Source organism: Asaia platycodi JCM 25414 (assembly GCF_000614545.1).
Lineage (GTDB): Bacteria > Pseudomonadota > Alphaproteobacteria > Acetobacterales > Acetobacteraceae > Asaia > Asaia platycodi.
This window is the reverse complement of the sequence record NZ_BAKW01000003.1, coordinates 127,432-149,918: the sequence shown is the minus strand read 5'-3', so window position 1 is coordinate 149,918 and position 22,487 is coordinate 127,432. Positions and strand designations below refer to the sequence as shown.

Sequence of the window (22,487 nt, the reverse complement as noted above, 5' to 3'; positions counted from 1 at the left end):
GACGCGTTCAGACCGTGGTCAGTTCGCGGTCATCGGAAAGGCCGAGGAAGCCGAACCCGACTTTCGCGAGAACATCAGTAACCGCGATGATCAGAACGCTGGCAGCGTCCGATACAAGGCCCAGGCCATCGGGAGAAAGGGCAAGAATGACAGGGTATACCATCCAGAGCACGGAGAGGATAGCGGCGCTACGGATATAGGCGCTCTGCACTTCGGGGCGTTCCAGCCGGTTCGCCTGAAGCTGCGATACCCAGATGACATAGTAGACCCCGAGAAACGCGACGCAGGACAGTATGAACCAGATCCAGCGATCCACCAGGTTCTCGGATGCGCTGAAAGCGAAGGCGGTGATGACCATGATGACATCGGCCGCCACAGCGCCTAGCAGAAGATCGGTGCGTTTGCGCCCGCGGAACATGCCTAGAAAACCGAGGCCGACCAGCAGAAGCGGCGTTGTGAAAAGCCAGTCGATATAACGGCCGAACCAGAAAATACGGGTTGTATTGGCGGCGCCCGCCAGGGTGGCATCGGTGGGGAGGAGCAAAGCGCCCTGTCCGGTTGCCATGGCGACATAGAGGCACCCTGCGATGATAGGTACGATGCCATGGGCGAGGCTCATCACCCCTTCGGTTTCCGTACGCCGCTTGCCCAGCAGCAGCAACGCCGTACCGCCGGCAAACATGATCAGGGCTGTTACCCAGAGAACCGTCAGGGTCATTATCGCAGTCTTTCACGAGGAGAGGAGAGCGTTGAACGGTACCTGACACATAAAGTTGTCAGCTGATCATCTTGACATCACTTTTTGCTCCTTGTGCGTTGCGGGCCATATCGCGGCGTGCCGCCATGTCGAGGTGGCGCATTCTACCGGCAAACCAGAACAGGACGGGGAACAAAAACGGGGTATTTGCACTGGACAGCGCGCGTTCCCCCGCCTTATCTGCCCTGAAACGAAAGGGCGCGGCATGAGTCAGGATCTGGCAGGACATATCGAGGATACGAAACTCGCCGACGCATTGAGCGAGCGCTATATCGCCTATGCGATGTCGACCATCATGGCACGCTCCCTGCCGGATGTGCGTGACGGCATGAAGCCGGTCCATAGGCGCATTCTCTACGCCATGCAGCAATTGAAGCTGGACCCGAGTTCCGGCTTCAAGAAATGCGCCCGCGTGGTGGGTGATGTCATCGGTAAGTTCCATCCGCATGGTGATGCTGCCGTCTATGAGGCGCTGGTGCGGCTGGCGCAGGATTTTGCCGTGCGCTACCCGCTGGTCGAGGGCCAAGGCAATTTCGGCTCCATCGACGGCGATAACGCAGCTGCCATGCGTTATACGGAGTCGCGTCTGACCGAAGTTGCCAAGGCGCTGCTGGAAGGCATCGAGGACGATGCCGTCGATTTCCGCCCGACCTATGATAATGAAGACGCCGAGCCCGTTGTGCTTCCTGGCGCATTCCCCAATTTGCTGGCCAATGGCGCCGCCGGTATCGCGGTCGGCATGGCGACGAGTATTCCGCCCCATAACGCTGCTGAAATCTGTCGTGCCGCACGCCATCTGATCGACGACCCTCAGGCATCGGTCGAAACGCTCATGCAATATATGCCGGGGCCGGATTTCCCGACGGGAGGCGTGCTGATCGAAGAAGCGCAGAGCATGCGCACGGCCTATGAGACCGGGCGCGGCAGCTTCCGTACACGGGCGCGATGGGAGGTGGAGCAGGGGCGTTTTGGCACCTGGACCGTCATCGTGACCGAAATCCCCTATCAGGTGCAGAAATCGCGTCTGATCGAGCAGATTGCCGAGCTGATGGAGCAGAAGAAGCTGCCTCTGCTTGCTGACATCCGCGATGAGAGCACGACCGATATCCGTCTCGTTCTTGAGCCGAAAGCCAAGGGTATCGAGCCTGAAGTCCTCATGGAGACGCTGTTTCGTATCACGGCGCTCGAGAGCCGCTTCAGCCTGAATATGAATGTGCTGGACGCCAATCGCGTGCCGCGGGTCATGGGGCTGCGTGAAGTCATCCAGTCCTGGCTCGACCATCGCGAGATCGTCCTGGTGCGCCGTTCGAATCATCGCCTGAGCGCGGTCGAACGCCGCCTCGAAATTCTCGAAGGGTTTCTGGCGGTCTATCTCAATCTTGATGAGGTCATTCGCATCATTCGTGAAGGCGATGAGCCCAAACCCGAACTGATGCTTGCCTTCAGCCTGACCGATCTGCAGGCCGAATATGTGCTGAACATGCGTCTGCGCTCGCTGCGCAGGCTCGAGGAAATCGAAATCCGCAAGGAGCGCGACGCGCTGCTCAAGGAGAAAGCGGGGCTCGAAGGATTGCTCGGTAGCGAGCGCAAGCGCTGGACGCGTATCGGCAAGGAACTCGAGGCGACGGCAACGCGGTTCGGTGATGGCGCGCTCGGCGCCCGACGCACGCAAATCGCAGCCCCTCCGGCACCGATCGATCTGAGTGCCGCCATTCAGGTGGATCGCGAACCGCTCACGGTTCTGCTGTCCCGCGAAGGCTGGGTGCGGGCGATCAAGGGCCATGGGATCGATCCGAGAGCCATAAATTCAAGGAAGGAGACGCTTTCGGCCTCTCGCTCGAATGCCAGAGCACCGAGCGTCTCTGCCTTCTGGTGAGCGGCGGGCGGGTCTTTACGCTCAAGGCCGCCGATCTGCCCCGTGGTCGCGGCTTTGGCCAGCCTATCCGTGTTCTGGCCGATCTGCCTCAGGAAGAAGAGATCGTCACCTTCTTCGTGCTCGACGAGCATGGGCGTCGTATTCTGGCGAGTGAGAGCGGGCGCGGTATGGTGGTGCGCGATGTCGACATGGCGGCAGAAAAACGCACGGGCAAGCAGGTGCTGACCCTGCGTGACGGTGATCGCGCCTCATTTTGCGAGGCTGTGACGGGCGATCAGGTCGTGACCATGGGTAGCAATCGCAAGGCGCTTTCTTTCGCTGTTTCAGCTTTGCCGGAAATGACCAAGGGCATGGGGGTGACGATTCAGAAGCTGCCGCCAGGTCAGCGTCTGGTCGATCTGCGTGTCTTCTCCAGCGAAGAGGGGCTGGTCTGGCATGAGGGGCAGAAGCCTCGCAGCGATGCTGATCTTGCGTCCATTGCGGGCAAGCGCGCCGATCAGGGCAAGGCTGCGCCCCAGTGGATGACGCGCAAACCCGCATCGCGCGGGTAGGCCTTCTTCCCGCACTCAGCTTTTTTCGATGGCGAGGCGTTGCCACTGCCCGGCCTTGAGAATTTCTGCCGGGCGGAAGCGCGCTTTATACCCCATCTTGGCGCTGCCCGGCACCCAGTAGCCGAGATAGAGATAGGGCTTGCCGCGTCGGACGGTCTCATCGATTAGCCATAGAATTGACGCCGTGCCGTATGAGCGTTGCGGGTCATCGACGCAGTAGAAGGTATAGACGGCAGAGAGCCCATCAGAGAGCATGTCGACCAGGGAGACGCAAACAAGCCGCCCTTCTCTGGTGCGGAACTCGAAAACACTCGTTTCGATCGGGCTGGTTTCGATCATGGCCTGGTAATCGTCGAGCCCCATAAGCGCCATGTCGCCATCAATATGGCGCTGCTCCTGATAGGCGCGGAACAGTTCATATTGTTCGATGGTTGCGACAATGGGACGCTCTACCACGGTCAGATCGCCGAGGCTGCGCTTGATGCGGCGCATGGTACGATCGGGCGCGAACTCGAAAACCGGTAGCCGGATGGGGATGCAGGACTGGCAGTTATGGCAGACCGGTGCATAGACGATGCCGTGGCTGCGTCTGAAACCGGCGCGTGAGAGACGGTCATGAAGCAGATCGGCATCGATCCCAACGAGCTCGGTCATGACCTTTCGCTCCAGAAGACCGGGCAGATAAGGGCATGGCGAGGGTTCGGTCGTGTAGAAGAGCTGGGGACGGTGTGCAGACATGACCATCCTCTCATTCCCCTCTACGTTATCCGGTGCATCTGAGCGATGATCCTCCATCCTTCCATATTTTACGATGAATTTTATCGTTGCAAGATGGAGGCCTTTGAATTTCGGTCGAATACGTTAACGTTATGAATGATGAGTTGGCCTATCACGCTTTTCGACTACTTCATGATCGTCCTGCGGATCTGTCTCGCCGTGGCCGTCACGCTGCATGTTCTGAGAACCAAACAGAACACGGCGGCCTGTGCAGGCTGGATCGGGGTGAGCTGGCTCATGCCCATTTGCGGGACGTTGCTCTATCTCATGTTCGGCATCAATCGCGTCAGGCGTCTGGCCCGCCGTCTGGTCAGTGACCATCACTGGCGGGGCAGAGGACTGGCGTTTCACGCACGCTACCGCCTGAAGGGCGATTTTGCGCCGCTGGCACGAATGGTGGGCAAACTGACCGAGCGTCCCCTACTGGGTGGCAACTCCATTACCTGCCTGCATGACGGCGATAATATCTACCCGCGTATGCTGCAGGATATTGCCTCCGCGCGGGTGTCGATCCTTCTTTGTTCCTATATCTTCAGAGCTGATCGGATTGGCGACCAGTTTGTCGAGGCCCTTGCCCTCGCGCATGCGCGAGGCGTTGCCGTGCATGTTTTGGTCGATGGCATCGGGGGCGGTTACTTCTTTTCCGGCATCGCAAGGCATTGAGGGGCAGGGGTATACCTTGCCATCGATTCATGCATTCGCTTCTGCCGTGGAAGATGCCGTTCATCAATCTGCGCAATCACCGCAAGATGCTGATCATTGACGGGCGGGTCGGCTTCATGGGCGGCCTCAATATCGGCGAGGAAAACCTACGCCGTCTGAGGACAAAACATCCGGTGGCCGATACGCATTTCCGTCTCGAAGGGCCGGTGGTGCATCAGCTGACAGAGGCCTTTGCACGCGACTGGTCCTTTACCTGCGGCGAGCAGCTCGATGGCGAGATCTATTTTCCCGAGCCTGAGCGGCAGGGCGACATCCCGATGCGCGTCGTGACCTCGGGGCCGGATAACGATCTGGAAAAGATCGAATTTTCGATGCTGCAGGCTATCGCGCTTTCACGACGTTCCGTGTGCCTCATGACACCGTATTTTCTGCCCAATGAGCGTCTGGTTTCGGAGCTTTGTCTTGCCGCCCTGCGCGGGGTCGAGATCGATATCATTCTGCCCAAGCGCAGCAATCACCGTCTGATCGACTATGCTCGTGATGCCAGTCTGGCGCCTTTCCTGACAGCCGGATGCCGTGTCTGGATGAGCCGCCCGCCATTCAATCATGCCAAGTTGCTGGTGGTGGATGAGGCCTGGTCGTTTGTCGGTAGCAGCAATATCGATGCGCGCAGCCTGAGGCTCAATTTCGAGATCAATCTCGAAATCTACAGCGAGTCCGTAGCGCAGGAGCTCAACGCTTTCATGGGGCGTCATCGCACGCGGCGCCTGACCCATCACGCGCTCGACAGCATGAGCGACGTCCGGAAGATCCGGAACGCCTCAGTAAGGCTATTCAGCCTTATCTTTGAGCTGCTGTCTGTCCTTGAGCCTTTGGAAGAAGCTCCGATGCCTGTCGGGTGCTTCGAGCCGCAGCGTCACGCGGATCGGGTGATGGTCTGAGCTCTGATTGGGCAAAACCGCAGTTTCGAGCGGTGTCATGCCGCGTACCATGCAGCGATCAATACGAATGGGCAGCACATCGGCCATGCGATGCGTCGCTTCCCGTGGGCCGACATCGCGAAAGCCGGGCATGAGAGTAGGGCCAACAAGATTGAAATCGCCCATGACGAGAGCGTGATGCCGCAGCATGGGGGCGATGCGGCGAAGTTGACGCCGGTTGAGAATCTGGCCGTGCGATAAATGAACATTGGCGATCGAAAACGAGCCGAAATCGATCAGCTGCGCGGTACGTCGCACCATGAGCCCCGAAGGCAAGGCGCAGGAAATAGCGCGCGCGCGAAGGGAAAGCGGCTCCAGCATGCCGTGCCGTGAATGCGGTCGGGCAGGGGGATACGCGCATAATGCCCGCCCAGTATCTCAGGCAGGCGGTCGAACGTGCCGATAGCTCCTGCATCAGAAAGATATCCGGCTTCACGCTGCGCGCAACCGCGACGACCTCCTCGAGAGGGGCGCCAACAGCGCGCAAAAGGTTCCAGCTGAGTATGGTAAAACTCTGCCCGATCCGTGGGGCGTCGGCGTCTTCGGTGGAAGAGGCAGGATCTTCCTGAAGTAAAGAGAGGCTCATCGCAGCATTTTCTTTTCGGTCTGATAGGCGCCACGAGCGAATTCGGTCGTCAATGTATAGCCGACCCCAAGCAGTACTGGACCCAGGAAAATGCCCAGTCCGCCTAATGTGACCACACCGCCCAGAACGCCGAGTACGGTCAGTAGATAGGGAAGCTGGGCGCCGCGCGCGATGAAGGCGGGTCGGATGATATGATCGGCGCCTGAAATGAAGATGATACCGTAACCGGCAAGAAACAGCCCCCAGCCGAGATGGTGATGCAGGGCCAGCCAGATGGCCGCTGGCGCCCAGACAAGTGGGGCGCCCACGGGAAACACCGCAACGAAGGCGGCGACACCGCCCAGAAGCACAGGTGCGGGAACGCCCGAGATGAACAATCCGATGGCCGTCAGCACACCCTGCACGATGGCCGTGCCAAGTATGCCGTAGACGGTGCCGCGTATCACGCCGCCAATGATGGTAATGAGCCGGTCAGCATAGCTGCCTGTGATGCGGGTGAGGACCGCGTGGATGACACGCCCCAGAGAATCCCCGCTGATCCAGAAAAACAGGGCGATGAAAAGCGCCATGACCAGTTCGGCCAGGCCGCTCGCCATCTGCATCAGGGCTTTAAGTGCATAATGAGCAATCTGTCCGGCATAGGGGTGCAGTGCCTCGCCGAGACCCCTGACATCGTGATTCCAGTGAAGATAGGCAGTGGAAAGCTGGGGGCCGACCGCAGGAAGAGAGGCTAGCCAGTTCGGCGCGGGATGGGTGCGACCCAGCGCTTCGATTTCGGCGTTGATGCCCCCGATGATGAGCGGCAGGTCGGCGATGCCTGTCGAGGTGAGCAGCGCGAGTGGCATCACAATGGCGATGGCGCTGCAGACCATCATGACCACAGCGGCGAGGGGGGGGCGCATGTGGCGGCGCAGACGCTTGAAGAGTGGCCATGTCGTGAAGGTGAGAATGGCGCCCCAGAGAATGGCTGAAAGGAAGGGCCATAGAACGACGCCGCAGCCATAGGCCACACCGACAAGCAGCAATCCCAGCATGATGCGTTCAGTCGTCACAAAATCTCCCGTGCCCGTCAGCCGCACCAGTTGACCAGATCGTGCTTCTGGCTGCTATCGTGCGGTTCTCAACCCGTTCTCGCAAGGTCCGTTCATGACGCTGGCACCCCTCATCGATGTGCAGACCCTGATGGCGCTTCCTGCGCGCCGCTATCGCTATCTCGACGCTCGATACTTCTCCCCGGTCAGGCGGGCGATCCCGACGCCGCGTTTCATGAACTAGCGTTTCCCAAGGCCGATCGTTTCCGTATCAACGAGATATGCGAGAAGGCGGACTCCCTGCCGCATATGGTGCCGGGTCCGGCTGTTTTCGCCGCTTTCATGACGGATCTGGGGATCAGCCGCGAAACAGCTGATTTTTTACGATCAGAAAGGGAGCGTCGGGGCCTGCCGCGCTCATTGGATGGCGTCGCTCTTCGGTCATGACTCCGTGCATGTGCTCGATGGCGGGCTGGACGCATTCATTCAAGCCGGGCGCAGTCTTGACGAGGCCCCAGAGCCTGCGGCGCGGACTCAGGAAAATTATGTGACACGTGCGCGCTACACGCTGCTTGCGGGCAAGGGGGACGTTTTTGCGGCGCTCAATGACCCGAACGTGGTCATTCTGGACGCGCGGAGCCGTGCACGGTTTCATGCGATAGTGCCGGAACCGAGGCCCAATACGCGTGGCGGCCATATGCCGGGGGCCGTGAACCTGCCCTATAGCGAGCTGCTGGATGAACGGGGCTGCTTTCTGCAGCCCGAGATGCTTGTGGCGCGTTTGAGGGGCTGTGACATCGGGAACCGGCGGGTCATCACCAGTTGTGGGTCGGGGCTGACGGCAGCCACGCTCACCATGGCGCTTCGAGCCGCCGGGTTTGCACCGGGGCAGCTCTATGATGGGTCATGGGCCGAGTGGGGCGGCGACGCTGCAGCACCAATAGAGTCTTCTTAGGAGAAAAGAGAGAGTGGAAAACGCCGCAAAGCAGGTTACTTCCGGGTGGATGCGCCTGTCGTCCCTTCTGGTGCAGGGTGGTCGCCCCGAGCCGACACATGAAGAGGGAAGTTTCGTCAATGCGCCCGTGACAAGGGGCTCTACGGTTCTGTTTCCTTCTCTCGCTGCCATGAAGGAACAGGGGCTGCGCAGCCACGAGCACGAACTGATTTACGGCGCCATGGGATCGCCGATTCAGCACGAACTCGAAAAATTGATCGCGCTGATCGAAGGGGGCACGCATAGCCAGGTGGTGTCATCTGGGCTGGCGGCCTGCACCCTGCCGCTACTGGCTTTCCTGAATGCCGGTGATCACCTGCTTTTGCCGGATTCCGTATATGGGCCGACACGTCGCTTTGCGAGCACGATGCTTGCACGCCTTGGGATAGAGACGAGCTACTACGCGCCGCTCGCCGATGAGGCGACGCTTATCGGGATGATGCGCGAGAACACGCGTGTCGTCTTTGCCGAAAGCCCCGGCAGTCACACTTTTGAGGTGCAGGACGTGCCCATGCTGGCGCGCGTGGCACATGAACGCAATGCGCTCCTCATGCTCGACAATACCTGGGGGATCGGCATTTTCCAGCCGTTCCGCCACGGGGTCGATGTGTCGATTCAGGCACTCACGAAATACCCGGCCGGTCATTCCGACGTTATCGCAGGGGCCATCACCGTGGCCGATGGCGCGCTCTGGAAAGATCTGCGCGATGCGGCCATCCAGATCGGTCAGCTCGCCGGGCCGGATGAGTGCTGGCTGACCTTGCGTGGGCTCCGGACGATGGCCGTGCGTCTCGAGCGTCAGGCGCAATCGGCCCTGCTTGTCGCGCAATGGCTGCGTGGACGACCGGAAGTGGCCCGCGTGCTGCATCCCGCATTCGAGGAGTGCCCCGGCCATGAATTCTGGCAGCGTGATTTCGAGGGGGCAAGTTCGCTCTTTGGCGTCGAATTGCGCGCCGATCTCTCGGTAGCGGCCATGCGCGACATGATTGACGCACTGGCGCTGTTCGGTATCGGCGCCTCGTGGGGGGGATATGAAAGTCTCGTCCTGCCCACCACTGGCGGTGTGCGGCGTTCTCTGCCCGGCGCGATGCCGGAAGGACCGAGCTTCAGGCTTCATATCGGGCTGGAAGACCCCAATGATCTGATCGCGGATCTTGAAGGTGGCCTGGAGGTGCTGCGTGCTTCCCTGGCTGGATGAATGGCTGTCTAACGCACTCTGAAACCGAGTGCTTCGCGGATATGCGGGGCGCTCACTTCTTCCGAGGCATCCAGATCGGCGATGCTGCGGCTGACACGGAGCAGGCGTGTCAGCCCACGGGCCGATAGACGCAGTTTCTCGCCTGCTTGTGTCACAAGGCTGCGTGCCTCTTCGCTCAGTGCGATGACCGTGGCGCTGACCTGTGCGTTGGGCACACCCTGACGAGCGATCTGTCTCGCTCTGGCAGCGCAGACCCGTGCGCGGACCAGCGCGCTCGCCTCTCCCGGCGGTGCGGTGATCATGTCTATCGGGGAAACCGGGGTGATGAAGAGCGAGAGATCCATGCGGTCAAGCATCGGGCCGGAGAGGCGCGACAGATAATCCTCGCCGCATTGGGGCGCTTTTCGGCACGCGCGGCTGGCATCGCCCAGATAGCCGCAGCGGCACGGATTCATCGCAGCGATGAATTGAAAGCGCGACGGGTAGAGCACGGTCTGTTTGGCGCGAGCGACCGCGATTGTGCCGGTTTCAAGCGGCTGGCGCAGGGATTCGAGACAGGCGCGTGAGAATTCGGGCAGTTCATCCAGAAACAGCACGCCATTATGGGCGAGGCTGACCTCGCCCGGCCGCGACCGCGAGCCGCCACCGACAAGGGCGGGCAAGGTGGTCGAATGATGCGGCGCCCGAAAGGGTGGCTGGGTAACCAGCAGACTGCCGGTCGCCTGCCCGCCCAGACTATGAATGCGGCTGCATTCCAGAATCTGCTCATGGGTCAGATCGGGCAGGATCGACGGCAGGCACTGGGCGAGCATGGATTTCCCCGCGCCCGGTGGCCCGCTCATGAGCAGGGAGTGACCGCCACTGGCTGCGATCTCCAGCGCGCGTCTTCCCATATCGAGACCTCTGATTTCTGACAGATCGGCCAGACAGGGTGGCGCCGTGACGCGCTCGAGTTCAGGGGGCGACAAGACATGATCGCCGTTGAAATGCGCCAGAAGGGCGCGGAGCGTATCGGGGGCGAGAATATCGAGCGTCTCGCTTGCCCAGCGGGCCTCCTGCGCCTGCGGCTTGGGGCAGATCAGGCCAAGTTGTGCCCTGACAGCCTCCAGCGCGGCAGACAATACGCCGCCCGTGGCCTGAAGCCGGCCATCGAGAGAAAGCTCGCCAATCGCGGCATAGGCGCTGATCGCTTCGTGGGACAGAATGCCCATGGCGGTCATGATCGCAAGCGCTATGGGCAGATCGAAGTGAGAGCCTTCCTTGGGCAGGTCAGCCGGGACCAGATTGATCAGAATGCGCTTGGGCGGCAAAGCGAGGCCAAGAGCCGCCAGAGCAGCACGAACGCGCTCGCGGCTTCGCCGACGGTCTTGTCCGGCAGACCCACGATGATGAAGGCGGGCAGGCCAGAAGAGATCTGGATCTCTACAGTGACCGGTATCGCATCGATTCCCGCAAAGGCGAAGCTCTGGATACGGGCGATCGATGAAGAAAAAGAGGTCACGGCACCCATCAATGTCAGGAACAGATTTCTCTGTTCCTAGCGATTACCGGTGCCGCGTCAATAATTCATTAATAATTATTCAGCGCTGATAGATCAGTCGGGCGCGCATCGTGCCCTTGAGATCGCGCAGTCGACCGAGCAGGCGGGTGTCGAGTTCGCTGTCCGGGCTTGCATCGATCTCGACCACGACATAGCCGACCTCGCCATCGGTCTGCAGATATTGCGCGACGATATTGCATTCCTCGCTTGAAAAGATCTCGTTGATCTGACGCAGGATGCCGGGGCGGTTTTCATGCACATGCATGAATCGCGTGCCACGCGGGCGCTCTGGCAGCTGAACGGGCGGGAAATTCACGGCGCCCAGTGTCGAACCCACATCGGAATATTCGACGAAACGCTTGGCGACTTCAACGCCGATGCGCTCCTGCGCCTCCATGGTCGAGCCACCGATATGCGGGGTCAGGATGACATTGGGCAGACCCTGCAACGGGGAGACGAAACTCTCACCAGCGCCCTTGGGCTCCTTCGGGAAAACGTCTACGCCAGCCCCCATCAGATGGCCGTCGCGCAAAGCTGCGGCGAGGGCGTCGATATCGACGACCGTGCCGCGCGCGTTATTGAGCAGGATCGAATTCGGCTTCATGGCCCGGATCTCGGCCTCGCCGATCATGTCCTTGGTCTGATCGGTCTGCGGTACGTGAAGGCTCACGATATCCGACTGGGCGAGAAGCTCCTGGAGGGTCGCTACCGGGGTCGCATTGCCATGCGGGAGTTTGTCGATGGTGTCATAGAAGATCACGCGCAGACCGAAGGCCTCGGCCAGAACAGAAAGCTGCGATCCGATCGAGCCATAGCCCACGATGCCCAGCGTCTTGCCGCGTACTTCCCAGGCGTTGATGGCCGATTTGTCCCAGCCGCCGGCATGACACTGCTCGGAGCGCGACGGAATGCGACGCAGCAGCATGACGATCTCGCCCATGACGAGTTCGGCCACCGAGCGCGTATTGCTGAAGGGAGCGTTGAAAACCGGAATGCCTGCCATACGTGCCGCGTTGAGATCGACCTGATTGGTCCCGATGCAGAAGCAGCCGATGGCCATGAGACGGTCTGCCGCCTCGATCACCGGTGCGGTAAGCTGGGTGCGTGAGCGGATGCCCACCATGTGCACGCCCTTGAGCGCCTCTGTCAGAGCCTCGCCTTCGAGCGCTGTCTTGAGGCAGGTGACCTGCCTGTACCCCTGCGCAGCGAGGTGCTGTGCGGCGCTCTCATGAATGCCTTCGAGCAAGAGAATGCGAATGCGGTCTTTGGGGAGAGAAAACGAGGCTTCCATGTCTGGCTCCTGTCAGCGGCGCAAATCCGAAGAGCGGTGCTAGCCTATAGTCTTGTCAGGGGGAAGGGCGAAGGCGTGCCACCGCATCCTGCAGCAGGGCCTTGTCGCCGCAGGCGAGAACCGTCCCGTCACTTTCCAGCGTCAGGGGCGCGCCCTGCCAGTCGGTCATGACACCGCCTGCACCCGTGACCACCGGGACCAGAGCCCCCCAATCCCAGGGCTTCATGGTGCATTCGGCGATCACGTCGATCTGACCGAGCGCCAGCAACCCGTAGCCATAGGCATCGCCGCCCCAGCTCGTGCGCCTCGTTGCAGTCTTGAGCCCGGCGAAACGGCTGTCGTATGGAGCGATCAGCATCTCCGGCGAGGTGCAGGAGAGTTCAGCCTCCGCAAGCCTCGCACAGGGACGCGCGCCGATATGTCCGGGCATCGCAGCGGAGTCGAAACGGGTCGGCGTGCCCTCGACGCCAATCCAGCGTTCCTGGGTGAAGGGCTGGTCGATGATGCCGATAACCGGCTTGCCCTTATGAAAGAGAGCGATGAGCGTTGCGAAGCTCGGGCGGCCGGTGATGAAGGCCCTCGTGCCGTCGATCGGATCGAGCACCCAGACCCAGTCACCCTTAACCCCTGAAAAGCCGAATTCCTCGCCCAGTATTGCCTGGTCAGGGTGACGCCCGGCGATCAGGCCCCGCATGGCAGTCTCTGCCTCGCGGTCGGCACGGGTGACCGGGCTCTCATCGCTCTTGTCGTCCACTGCGAGCCCGGCCCGGAAATAAGGCGTGACGGCCTCGCGTGCGAGATCGGCGCAGAGAAGGGCGGTGTCGAGGCAGGCGGCGAGATCGGGCTTGGGGGACATGGCGGCAATCCGGGGCAAGAGGGAGCGGAGGCAGAGCGGGCGATTGACGCATCAAGGGGGGTGCGGCATGTCTGACCATGCGCTGCAGCCCTCACAAGACAAGCGGAAAGCCTGCTTCTACCCTATGAAACCGATTATCGTCATCCCATCGCGTCTGGCATCGACGCGCCTGCCCAACAAACCTCTGGCCGAGATCGATGGCAAGCCCATGATCCTGCAAGTGGCGCTACGTGCGCTTGCTGCCGGGATCGGGCCGGTACTCGTGGCTTCCGGAGACGTAGCCATTCTCGATGTGCTGGCCGGTCATGGCATCGAAGGTGTATTGACCGATCCGGCGCTGCCGAGCGGGTCGGATCGGGTTCACGCGGCGCTGGAAAGCCATGATCCTGAGGGGCATCATGATGTCGTGATCAACCTGCAAGGCGATCTGCCCTGATAGCCCCATCCTGCCTCGCTTCGGCGCTGCTTCCCGTTTCGCAGGGCGGGTTCGATATCGGTACGCTAGTGGCCGCCGTCGAAACTGAAGAAGAAGCCGGTCGGGATTCTGTGGTGAAAGCCGCCTGTTCTTTCGGCGAAGGGCAAGCGATTGCCCGCGCGCTTTACTTCTCGCGTCGAGCCATTCCCTGGGGTGCTGGACCGCTGTGGCATCATGTCGGGGTCTATGCCTGGCGTCGTGAGGCGCTGGCGCGTTTCGTTTCCCTGACGCCTTCGGGATTGGAGAAGCGGGAATCGCTGGAGCAGCTCCGTGCGCTCGAAGCGGGCATGAGTATCGGTTGCGTGGCAATTGACGAGGCGCCGCTTGGCGTGGATACGCCTGAAGACCTCATTCGTGTTCGCCAGGCGCTTCGCTCATGACCCCGATCATTGCTTTCCAGGGGCGCCCCGGCGCCTATTCCGACCTGGCCTGTCGCACGGCGCGCCCAGGCTGGGAAACCCTGCCTTGCCCCAGTTTCCAGTCGGCAATCGACGCGGTGCGCGAGGGGAGGGCAACGCTCGGCATGCTGGCCTGCGAGAACTCCCTGGCAGGGCGTGTGCCGGAGATTCATGCGCTTCTGCCAGAAGCCGGGTTGCCTATCATTGGCGAGCATTTTCAGCGCGTCGAGCATTGCCTGTTGGGCCTGCCGGGCACACGCATCGAAGATCTGCGTCGTATCCACACCCACCCCGTGGCACTCGGTCAGATACGCGATCTGGTTCGTGAACTCGGTGTGGAGCCATGCTCGGCTTTCGATACGGCTGGCGCGGCCGAGATGGTCGTTCAATGGCAGTCGCGTGAAGATGGCGCGGTCGCCTCATCTCTCGCCGCCGAATTGAACGGGCTGGAAATCCTGCGCGCCAATGTGGAAGATGCGGCCCATAACACGACCCGCTTCTATCTTGTGGCGCGTGAGGCCGTGTGGCCCTCTGCCGACTCTGAGCGTGTCATGACCACGTTGGTCTTTCGTGTGCTCAATCGCCCCGGCGCTCTTTATCAGGCGCTGGGCGGTTTTGCTGAAAACGGCGTCAACATGACCCGGCTCGAGAGCTATATGAGTCCCGGTACCTGACCGCGACGGGATTTCTGCTTGATGTGGAAGGCCATCCGGAGCAGGCGGGTTTGAAAGAGGCTCTTTCCGTTCTGCGTGAATGCAGCGAAAATATAGCGATACTGGGCGTCTATCCGGCCAGCCGATCACGCTATCCTGAATAGGGGACGTTGCGGCGATATCCATTTGACAGCGCCGTTTAGAGTTCTATTTAGCAGCAGGTTTGTTTAACGCGGCAGGTGAGGGCTCATGGCACGGAACAAGGATTTCAAAGGGTCTCTGACCGCGCTGCTGACGCCTTTTCGCGATGATGGCACGGTCGATCTCGCCGCTCTCGGCCGCTTTATCGACTGGCAGATCGATCAGGGTACGGCGGGGCTCATTCCCGCAGGCACCACGGGTGAAAGCCCGACGCTCACCCATGACGAACATGCTTTGGTCGTGGCGCATACGGTCAAGGTGTCCGGCGGTCGCGTGCCTGTCATGGCCGGGGCCGGGTCGAACAGCACCCATGAGGCGATCGGCATGGCGCGCCATGCCAAAGCCGTGGGTGCCGACGCTTTGCTGGTCGTAGCCCCTTATTATAACAAGCCGACGCAGGAAGGGCTGTATCAGCATTTCATGCTCGTGGCCGATGCAACCGATCTGCCGGTCTATGTCTATAATGTGCCGGGCCGGTCGGTGGTTGAAGTGCTGCCTGAAACGATGGCGCGTCTTGCCGAGCATCCCAATATCGTCGGCACGAAAGACGCGACGGCCAATCTCTCCCGTCCGCTGCAGCTTCGTCACCTTCTTGGCGACAAGCCTTTCACCCTGCTGACTGGCGATGATGGCACCACTGTGTCGTTCCTTGCCGCAGGGGGGACGGGTTGCATCAGCGTTACGGCCAATATCGCCCCGCGTCTGTGTGCTGACATGCACGAGGCCTGGCAAAATGGTGATTTGTCCCGTGCGATGGAGATTCAGCAGGTCCTGACGCCGCTTCATGATGCGATGTTCTGTGAAAGCAATCCAGGCCCGGTGAAATATGCGGCCTCGCGTCTTGGGCTGTGCACGCCGACCGTGCGCCTGCCTCTTTGTGAACCCGGCGCCGCGTCTTGCGCTGTCATCGATGAGGCCCTCAAGAAGACGGGTCTGTCAGGATGAATTGTGGCTGAAAAGAAGAAATCCGGTCTGATCTCGCATGGCATCGCCTCGCAGAACAGAAAAGGCCGGTTCAATTATACCATTCTCGAAACCGTTGAGGCGGGGATCGTTCTCAAGGGCCCTGAGGTGAAGAGCCTTCGCATGGGCCGTGCGATGATCAATGAAGCCTATGCCGGTGAGCGCAATGGCGAAATCTGGCTGCTGAACTCCTATATTCCCGAGTATCAGGGAGGCGTGCTGTCGCGCTTTGACACACGCGCGCCGCGCAAGCTGCTTTTGCACAGGAAGCAGGTCGATCATCTGCTCGGTGCCGTCTCGCGATCCGGGGCATCGCTTGTGCCGCTCGATATTCATTTCAATGCGCGCGGCGTCGCCAAGCTGACACTGGGACTGGGCCAGGGGCGCAAGAAGGAAGACAAGCGTCATGCCATAGCCGAGCGTGACTGGCAGCGCGATAAGGCGCGGCTGCTGCGGAGCAAAGGCAAGGATTACTGAGCCAGCTCATGCTGCCGGCGGTGCTTTTCGGGGCGCTACTGGGCCAGCCTTGATCGCCTGATGAAAGCCACGCCGTGTTCGAGCGTGGTTTTTTCATGCCCTTTCGCTGATTCTATACTGCCCGGATGATGGGATGGACTGGACCTAGAAGTATAGAATCTGGCTTTTTGCCAGTCGTCAGGCACAAAAAAACCCGGCACGAAGGCCGGGTTTCTTTGAAAAGCAAAGCCGATCAGGCAATGTTGATGTCAGCAGCCTCAGGACCTTCTGGCCCTGAACGACCTTGACGTCGACTGCCTGGCCTTCATTCAGGCTCGACAGGCCCGAGCGCTCCAGAGCGGAGGCGTGAATGAAGATGTCCTTGCCGCCGTTTTCCGGCGTGATGAAGCCGAAGCCCTTGGTGGCGTTGTACCACTTCACGATGCCGCGCAGTTCCTGAGCCTGCGACAGGTCAGGCGCCGGACGGGCCGGACGGCCACCGCCACCGAAAGCCGGACGCGGGCCAGCCGGATTGAAAGCAGCGCGCGGGCGCGGAGCTTCTTCCGTGCTGGTGTCGACAGTAAGGACTTCAGCAACCTGACGGCCCTTGGGACCCTGGCCAATGCGGACGTTCAGTGTGGTGCCCGGATTGACGCTGGTGTGGCCAGCGCTGGACAGGGCGTTAGCGTGAAGGAAAACGTCGCCTGATCCATCAGCCAGCTCGACAAAGCCGAAGCCCTTTTCGCTGTTGAACCACTTAACGCTGGCGCCTACTTCAGGGCCCGATGCCAGAACCTGGGGGCCGCCCGAAGGGGGACGACGATTTTGCATCCCACCACGGTCACCACCGAAGGAGGGGGGGGCCATAAAATCGTCATCGAATCCGCCGCGGCGCGGGGAACGTGGGCTGCGGTCGGTACGGTTGCTTCTCAACGGTCTAATCCCGAGATCTGTACGGTGATCCATCTTCGTGAGAATCACCAATGTTGTAAGTCGAAACGCTGTGCACGGGCCTGCCCACACTTGAATGCAACGGGCGATGTCCACAGGGGGTTTCGGGGGAACCCTAACACGGTTTTTTCAAACTATGCCACTGGAAAACGTGGCTCGATTACCACGATTTTCTTTATATCGCGTTTTTATGAGCAGATCGTCTTTTCGTTCCCGCCGACCACTGTTTCCTGATACGGGGAATGAGATAAGGTAGTAACCTATTATTTCAGAAAGGGATGGATTTGCGCTGTTCAAAGTCGCGCTGGCCGAAAGCCAGGCAGGTCACGACTGGATCGCTCTCGGCTCTCGGTCTCGTGCTGGTCGGTGCTTCTGCTGCCCAGGCTACACCAAAGCAGGATCCTTACGGTACCTGGACTCTTCAGGGTGAAAACGACGCCGTTTCAACCTTGAAGGGAACATCGGACCAGTATTACACCTCTGGTCTTCGCTTCAACTGGACGTCGGGCACCGACAACCTGCCCAAGCCTTTTGCCGATGTGAATCGCTTTCTGCTCGGCAACGGCACGCAGCGTGTCAGTCTTGGCGTGCAGCAGCTGATCTATACGCCGCGCGACACGCAGCTCGCGCAGCCGCCCTCAGGCGATCGTCCCTATTCGAGCCTGCTGCTCGGTACGGTCAATTTCATCAATGATACTGATCTGTCGCGCAGTGTTGCCGGCATTCAGTTCGGTGTGATGGGCCCTGCCGGTCTCGGTCGCCAGCTTCAGAACGGTTTTCATGGCGCGATTGGCGACACGAAGAATCGTGGCTGGCACACCCAGCTCCAGAACCAGCCGATCTTCCAGATCCAGGCCGGTCGCATCTGGCGTCTGCCCGTTGTCAATCTCTATGGCATCAGCGCCGACGTGCTGCCGGCAGTCTCCGGCGCTGCGGGCGACTATCGCACTTATGCCGATGCCGCAGGCACCTTCCGCATCGGTCAGGGGCTGGACAGCGATTTCGGCAATGCGACGATCGGGCCGGGCTTGATGGCACCGATGCCTTTGTCGCGACGCGTCCGGTCGCCTGGTATGTCTATGGCGGGGTAGAGGGGCAGGCTGTAGCCTACGATTCGACGCTTCAGGGCAATACACTTCGCGACAACTCGCCTCATGTCAGCAAGACCTGGGATGTCGGGATGATTCATGCCGGTGTAGCCGTCATGTGGCATGGTGTCCGACTGTCCTACAGCCAGAACTGGCAGACAGCCCAGTTCAAGACGGCCAAGGCTGGTCTTTTCAACTACGGATCGCTCAAGCTTTCGGTCAAGTTCTGATCCGAGACAGGGCAGGGCAGGGCCGGCTCGGGCCGGCCCCAAAAAAGCCATGACGCCGCAAGGCACCATGCTTTTTTGTGCCGCGACAAGTAAGCCGGGCGACGGTCAGAGATAACCTGTGGTGGGTACGCCCAGCAGATAGCCCTGCACCTCTTCGCAACCATAAGAGTCGAGAAAGGCCATCTGTCTTTCGGTCTCGACGCCCTTGGCGCAGCAGGAAATGCCAAGACGCCGCGCCATCTGAATGGTCTGCCCCATGACTTCGTTTACACGACGGTCATCATTGAGCCGCAACATGAAAGAGCGGTCGAATTTTATCTGATCGACAGGAAAATTGGCCAGACGTTCGAGCGAAGAATAGCCAGCGCCAAAATCGTCGAGGGCTACATGAACGCCCAGAGCGCGTAAGCGGGACAGTTCCTGATAAGCGATATCGCGTGGTCCGAATGAGCGCTTTTCCGATAGCTCGATCTGAAGCCGTTCGGGGGCAAGGCCGGTCTCCTGCAAGACACTTTCTACCATGCCAGAGAGATGCTGCTTTGCGAGCCAGGTGGGCGAGATATTGACGCAGACTCTCAGGGGGTGGCTCCATGAAGCTGCGGCCCTGCAGGCAGTCTCCAGACTCCACTGATCGATTTTCTCGATCAATCCACCGTTCTCGGCGCATTGAATAAAGATGTCCGGGGGAACCTGACCGGTTCCGGGGCGCTCCCAGCGCAGCAGGGCTTCGAGAGCCACAACGGTTTGCGAGCCGGAGGCGATAATCGGCATCCAGTTGAGCGATAATTCACCGCGCTCGGTGGCATGAATCAGATCGCGCTCCAGCCCGGAAGTACCAATCAGCGCAGCAATGCTTGTCGAGCTTGCGCGGCGCTCATGAGCGCCTCCATGCTGACGCACATCGGCCATGGCGGCATCGACAGCCTGAAGCAGGGCTGCCGAATTTGCACCATCTTCAGGGTGCAGCGCCCAACCGATCGAGAAGGAAGCCTGAATTTCGTGCTCTCCCACGACGATCATGGGAGAAAGGGTCTGGCGGATGGCGGCGACAAGCGTGCGCGAGGTCACGAGAGAGAGCCCGGGAGGAGACACAACGAGAATACTGCCGCCGCCAGCATAGCTCAGAAAGCCATGAGGGGGCAGCATGGCCTGCACCCGGCCGATCGCCACGTCGATGATCTGGTTGGAGGTTTCCCAACCATACCGGAGATTAAGGGTGTTCAGATGATCGAGGTCGATTTCGATCACGGAAAAGCTGACTTTGCGGGCCTCTGAGGTTGTTGTTTCGATCAGTCGCTCGATATGGGCGGCGCAGAGGCCGCGATCGGGGAGATCGGGACGACGCGTTTGCAGCGTCTGGTTACGCAGAATGGTCCTGGCGCAGACGGCAAGATAGGGTGCGAGCTCCCGCAGTTCGGCTTCATCGATTGTCGGGGGAATGCGCGCCAGCAGACTGAGGTCGGTATCGAGCCCCAGACCGAGTTCGTATCCGTCTTCGTTTCTGATGAGATAAAGTTCGTCTCGGCTGGCACAGACTGTCTTGACGCGATCTACCGTGATGGCTTTTGTATCTGCGCCACCACTGGCAATTTCAACAAGATCGTCTTCGGCATCGTAGCCGCATATGCAGATTGACGAGGCGTTCAGCAACCGTCGCGCGATTTCAAGTATCGCTGTTTGCGGTTGAAGCTGTTTCTTCGATGACATGACGCCTCTCTCTCACAAGAAACCCGCTCATGAAAGACAATGCAGGTTCTAACGAGTATGACGAAATCGCAATGGAAAAGCTATCCGCCTCATTATTTCAAATCTTTAAATAAGTAATGAACTTTGTCCAGATCATCGCTCTAGCCTGAGCGATTGATGCGGTTCATATCATCGCGATCAAATAGCTTGAGTAGTGCTTGATATTCTGTTTCCAGCATCTTCATCTCGAGCGATTTTCCTGAAATAATCACTGCGTCGCGATGCGCTTCATTCAATAGAGATTCGGCATCTACGCCCTCGGTCAGGCGGAAGAAGGGGAGGCCGGACTGGCGATTCCCAGCCATATCGCCCCCACCACGCAGTCTGAAATCCCTTTCGGCAATCACAAACCCGTCTTCGGTCTCGCGCAGCAGGGCAAGGCGCTCCTTGCCGTTGGCGCCGGTCGCATCGTCATAGATCAATAGACAGTAAGAGGCTGCGGCGCCACGGCCAACGCGCCCGCGTAGCTGATGAAGCTGCGCAAGGCCGAAGCGTTCGGCATGTTCGATCACCATCACGGAGGCGTTGGGGATATCGACTCCAACCTCAATAACCGTCGTGGCGACCAGAAGGCGTGTCTCGCCCAGCCTGAACCGGTCCAGCTCCGTCTGTCTCTGAGCAATTTCCTGCCTTCCATGGGCCAGCCCGACCGGCACGGACAGGCGCAGGGAGAGGTCACCCCAGCGCGCCTCGGCAGCCGCCACATCGAGCACTTCGCTTTCCTCCACCAAAGGGCATACCCAGAAGATCTGGGCGCCACGGTGCAGAATGCGCGTGATGCCGCCGATCACCTCATCCAGCGTTGAAAGCGGGTGAAGCGAGGTCTGGATCGCTTGCGCCCGGGTGGTTTTTCATCGAGGCGGCTCACGCTCAGATCGCCCCATTGAGTCAGCAGCAGCGTGCGTGGAATGGGGGTGGCCGTCATAACCAGAATATCGGTCTGTGCGCCTTTGGCGCCGAGCATCGAGCGTTGTTGCACGCCAAAGCGATGCTGTTCGTCGATGACGGCCAGAGCGAGATCGTGAAACACGACCTTTTCCTGAAAGAGAGCATGGGTGCCGATCACCAGTCTGGCCGAGCCGTTTGCGATGGCTTCAAGGGCCAGTCGGCGCGCCTTGCCTTTCACGCTGCCGGAAAGATAGACGCATGGCACGCTTGTCAGGCGCGAAACTGTCTCGAAATGCTGACTGGCGAGAATTTCGGTCGGCGCCATGAGCGCCGCCTGGGCGCCGGATTCGACCGCGCGCAGCATGGCCAGCAGCGCCACCAGGGTCTTGCCCGCGCCAACATCGCCCTGCAGCAGGCGCATCATTGGAGCGGGGGCGGCGAGATCGGCGTCGATTTCTGCCAGCGCCCGGATCTGTGCGCCCGTCGGTCGATGACCGAAGCGGGTCAGGGTTTCGGTGCGCAGAGTGTCATCGCCTCTGATCACACGACCTGTCTGGCCGCGCGCTTCGAGCCGCGCCATGGCGATGGACAACTGATCGGCGAGGCACTCGTCATAGGCCAGACGCTCGCGCGCCAGCAGGGCGAGGCTCGACCAGTTCTGCCCGGTATCGGGTGTGGGCCGATGCAGCGTTTCCAGCGCCTGGGCGAAGCCTGGCCAGTTGCGCCTGGCAAGGTGATCGGGAGCAATCCACTCAGGCAGAGGCGGTATCAGGTCGAGCGCCTTGTGCACCGCCCGCCTCATGACAGAGGTGAACAGACCTGCCGTAAGCGGCCAGACCGGATCTATGGGCGGAATTGTGTCCCGCCGTGCCCAGCCCAGCATATAGTCGGGGTGAGGCATGGTGAGCGAGAGCCCGTAACGTTCGAGCCGCCCCGAGACGGCCAGTTCGTCACCCACCGCGACAGAGCGGATGAAAGCCCGATGAAAAAACAGGATCTCGATTTCGTCCGTATCATCGCAGGCGCGAATGCGAAAAGGCTGACGTGGGCGTGAGGGTGTCGCGATATCGAGCACGCGCAGCCTCGCCGTCAGCGTCGCGCCGGGCATCAGCTGGTCTCGTGCCTCGCGCAGTGTCAGCACGCTGCGCCGGTCCGTGTAGCTTGTAGGCAGGGTGAAAAGAAGATCGATCACGCGTGGGCCGCAAGCAACCTTGCGCAGCAGATCGGCGTAACGAGGGCCGATGCCAGGCAGGGTTGCCAGCGGGGCGAGCAGGGGCGAAATCCTTGATGACTCTGGGTGCATGGCCTTCGCGGAACATGGGCTGACAGCGGGAAACG

13 protein-coding genes and 7 pseudogenes are annotated in these 22,487 nt (G+C 60.4%); 10 read left to right on the top strand and 10 right to left on the bottom strand.

Features of this window, described 5'->3' with window-relative positions:
* Positions 1 to 7: 7 nt before the first annotated feature.
* Positions 8 to 718 carry a bacteriorhodopsin gene (locus JCM25414_RS03975; protein WP_025840800.1) on the bottom strand — a complete coding sequence of 237 codons (711 nt, stop codon included), beginning with the start codon at positions 716 to 718 and terminating at the stop codon, positions 8 to 10.
* 244 nt (positions 719 to 962) lie between these two features.
* Between JCM25414_RS03975 and parC the strand changes: the two are divergent.
* Positions 963 to 3,184: pseudogene (gene parC, locus JCM25414_RS16895) on the top strand (DNA topoisomerase IV subunit A).
* Between the two features lie 15 nt (positions 3,185 to 3,199).
* Here the strand turns inward: parC and JCM25414_RS03965 are convergent.
* Complete coding sequence (locus JCM25414_RS03965) at positions 3,200 to 3,922, bottom strand: arginyltransferase (RefSeq protein WP_408734864.1); 723 nt, start codon at positions 3,920 to 3,922, stop codon at positions 3,200 to 3,202.
* 135 nt (positions 3,923 to 4,057) lie between these two features.
* Between JCM25414_RS03965 and JCM25414_RS16890 the strand changes: the two are divergent.
* Positions 4,058 to 5,460 (top strand): annotated as a pseudogene (locus tag JCM25414_RS16890) (phospholipase D-like domain-containing protein); the annotation flags it as partial.
* Here JCM25414_RS16890 and JCM25414_RS26455 read toward each other — a convergent pair.
* Together JCM25414_RS26455 and JCM25414_RS03950 are read right to left on the bottom strand one after the other, a co-directional pair.
* Positions 5,455 to 5,754, bottom strand: coding sequence for a hypothetical protein (locus JCM25414_RS26455; protein WP_369345999.1), 300 nt, complete (start codon positions 5,752 to 5,754; stop codon positions 5,455 to 5,457). The pseudogene JCM25414_RS16890 and the gene JCM25414_RS26455 overlap by 6 nt on opposite strands.
* Before the next feature lie 432 nt (positions 5,755 to 6,186).
* Positions 6,187 to 7,242 carry an AI-2E family transporter gene (locus tag JCM25414_RS03950; RefSeq protein ID WP_025840797.1) on the bottom strand — a complete coding sequence of 352 codons (1,056 nt, stop codon included), beginning with the start codon at positions 7,240 to 7,242 and terminating at the stop codon, positions 6,187 to 6,189.
* Positions 7,243 to 7,336: 94 nt separating this feature from the next.
* Between JCM25414_RS03950 and JCM25414_RS25755 the strand changes: the two genes are divergently transcribed.
* The 3 genes from JCM25414_RS25755 to metC all read left to right on the top strand — a co-directional run bounded on the left by JCM25414_RS25755 (position 7,337) and on the right by metC (position 9,413).
* Entirely contained in the window at positions 7,337 to 7,465 is a 129-nt protein-coding gene (locus JCM25414_RS25755; protein WP_277910979.1) for a hypothetical protein, read from the top strand.
* A gap of 180 nt (positions 7,466 to 7,645) precedes the next feature.
* Entirely contained in the window at positions 7,646 to 8,176 is a 531-nt protein-coding gene (locus JCM25414_RS24445; RefSeq protein WP_242403329.1) for a sulfurtransferase, read from the top strand.
* A gap of 49 nt (positions 8,177 to 8,225) precedes the next feature.
* On the top strand, positions 8,226 to 9,413 hold the full coding sequence (metC, locus tag JCM25414_RS03940; RefSeq protein ID WP_051535672.1) for a cystathionine beta-lyase: 1,188 nt from the start codon (positions 8,226 to 8,228) through the stop codon (positions 9,411 to 9,413).
* Between the two features lie 8 nt (positions 9,414 to 9,421).
* Here the strand turns inward: metC and JCM25414_RS16880 are convergent.
* The 3 genes and pseudogenes from JCM25414_RS16880 to JCM25414_RS03925 all read right to left on the bottom strand — a co-directional run bounded on the left by JCM25414_RS16880 (position 9,422) and on the right by JCM25414_RS03925 (position 13,100).
* Positions 9,422 to 10,923: pseudogene (locus JCM25414_RS16880) on the bottom strand (YifB family Mg chelatase-like AAA ATPase).
* Positions 10,924 to 10,993: 70 nt separating this feature from the next.
* Complete coding sequence (gene serA, locus JCM25414_RS03930) at positions 10,994 to 12,244, bottom strand: phosphoglycerate dehydrogenase (RefSeq protein ID WP_025840795.1); 1,251 nt, start codon at positions 12,242 to 12,244, stop codon at positions 10,994 to 10,996.
* A 55-nt stretch (positions 12,245 to 12,299) separates the two neighbouring features.
* Entirely contained in the window at positions 12,300 to 13,100 is an 801-nt protein-coding gene (locus tag JCM25414_RS03925; RefSeq protein ID WP_025840794.1) for an inositol monophosphatase family protein, read from the bottom strand.
* A gap of 124 nt (positions 13,101 to 13,224) precedes the next feature.
* Here JCM25414_RS03925 and JCM25414_RS16875 point away from each other — a divergent pair.
* From JCM25414_RS16875 to smpB, 4 genes and pseudogenes are all read left to right on the top strand, one after another.
* Positions 13,225 to 13,955: pseudogene (locus JCM25414_RS16875) on the top strand (3-deoxy-manno-octulosonate cytidylyltransferase).
* Positions 13,952 to 14,790: pseudogene (locus JCM25414_RS16870) on the top strand (prephenate dehydratase). The pseudogenes JCM25414_RS16875 and JCM25414_RS16870 overlap by 4 nt, the downstream one beginning before the upstream one ends.
* A gap of 85 nt (positions 14,791 to 14,875) precedes the next feature.
* Entirely contained in the window at positions 14,876 to 15,772 is an 897-nt protein-coding gene (gene dapA, locus JCM25414_RS03910; RefSeq protein WP_025840793.1) for a 4-hydroxy-tetrahydrodipicolinate synthase, read from the top strand.
* Complete coding sequence (smpB, locus tag JCM25414_RS03905) at positions 15,773 to 16,267, top strand: SsrA-binding protein SmpB (RefSeq protein ID WP_025840792.1); 495 nt, start codon at positions 15,773 to 15,775, stop codon at positions 16,265 to 16,267.
* A gap of 177 nt (positions 16,268 to 16,444) precedes the next feature.
* Here smpB and JCM25414_RS25750 read toward each other — a convergent pair whose 3' ends face one another.
* Complete coding sequence (locus JCM25414_RS25750; RefSeq protein ID WP_148300935.1) at positions 16,445 to 17,113, bottom strand: cold-shock protein; 669 nt, start codon at positions 17,111 to 17,113, stop codon at positions 16,445 to 16,447.
* A gap of 362 nt (positions 17,114 to 17,475) precedes the next feature.
* Between JCM25414_RS25750 and JCM25414_RS16860 the strand changes: the two are divergent.
* A pseudogene (locus JCM25414_RS16860) lies at positions 17,476 to 18,515 on the top strand (lipid A deacylase LpxR family protein).
* Positions 18,516 to 18,620: 105 nt separating this feature from the next.
* Here the strand turns inward: JCM25414_RS16860 and JCM25414_RS16855 are convergent.
* Positions 18,621 to 20,222: a GGDEF domain-containing phosphodiesterase gene (locus tag JCM25414_RS16855; protein ID WP_025840790.1), complete on the bottom strand. Its 1,602-nt coding sequence runs from the start codon at positions 20,220 to 20,222 to the stop codon at positions 18,621 to 18,623.
* Positions 20,223 to 20,362: 140 nt separating this feature from the next.
* Positions 20,363 to 22,452 (bottom strand): annotated as a pseudogene (gene recG / locus JCM25414_RS16850) (ATP-dependent DNA helicase RecG).
* Positions 22,453 to 22,487: the final 35 nt, after the last annotated feature.

Coding starts and splice junctions, on each gene's coding strand:
- JCM25414_RS03975 (WP_025840800.1), bottom strand. CDS start 718: ATGACCCTGACGGTTCTCTGGGTAACAGCCCTGATCATGTTTGCCGGC.
- JCM25414_RS03965 (WP_408734864.1), bottom strand. CDS start 3,922: ATGTCTGCACACCGTCCCCAGCTCTTCTACACGACCGAACCCTCGCCA.
- JCM25414_RS26455 (WP_369345999.1), bottom strand. CDS start 5,754: ATGCTGCGGCATCACGCTCTCGTCATGGGCGATTTCAATCTTGTTGGC.
- JCM25414_RS25755 (WP_277910979.1), top strand. CDS start 7,337: ATGACGCTGGCACCCCTCATCGATGTGCAGACCCTGATGGCGCTTCCT.
- JCM25414_RS24445 (WP_242403329.1), top strand. CDS start 7,646: ATGGCGTCGCTCTTCGGTCATGACTCCGTGCATGTGCTCGATGGCGGG.
- metC (WP_051535672.1), top strand. CDS start 8,226: ATGCGCCTGTCGTCCCTTCTGGTGCAGGGTGGTCGCCCCGAGCCGACA.
- serA (WP_025840795.1), bottom strand. CDS start 12,244: ATGGAAGCCTCGTTTTCTCTCCCCAAAGACCGCATTCGCATTCTCTTG.
- JCM25414_RS03925 (WP_025840794.1), bottom strand. CDS start 13,100: ATGTCCCCCAAGCCCGATCTCGCCGCCTGCCTCGACACCGCCCTTCTC.
- dapA (WP_025840793.1), top strand. CDS start 14,876: ATGGCACGGAACAAGGATTTCAAAGGGTCTCTGACCGCGCTGCTGACG.
- JCM25414_RS25750 (WP_148300935.1), bottom strand. CDS start 17,113: ATGGCCCCCCCCTCCTTCGGTGGTGACCGTGGTGGGATGCAAAATCGT.
- JCM25414_RS16855 (WP_025840790.1), bottom strand. CDS start 20,222: ATGTCATCGAAGAAACAGCTTCAACCGCAAACAGCGATACTTGAAATC.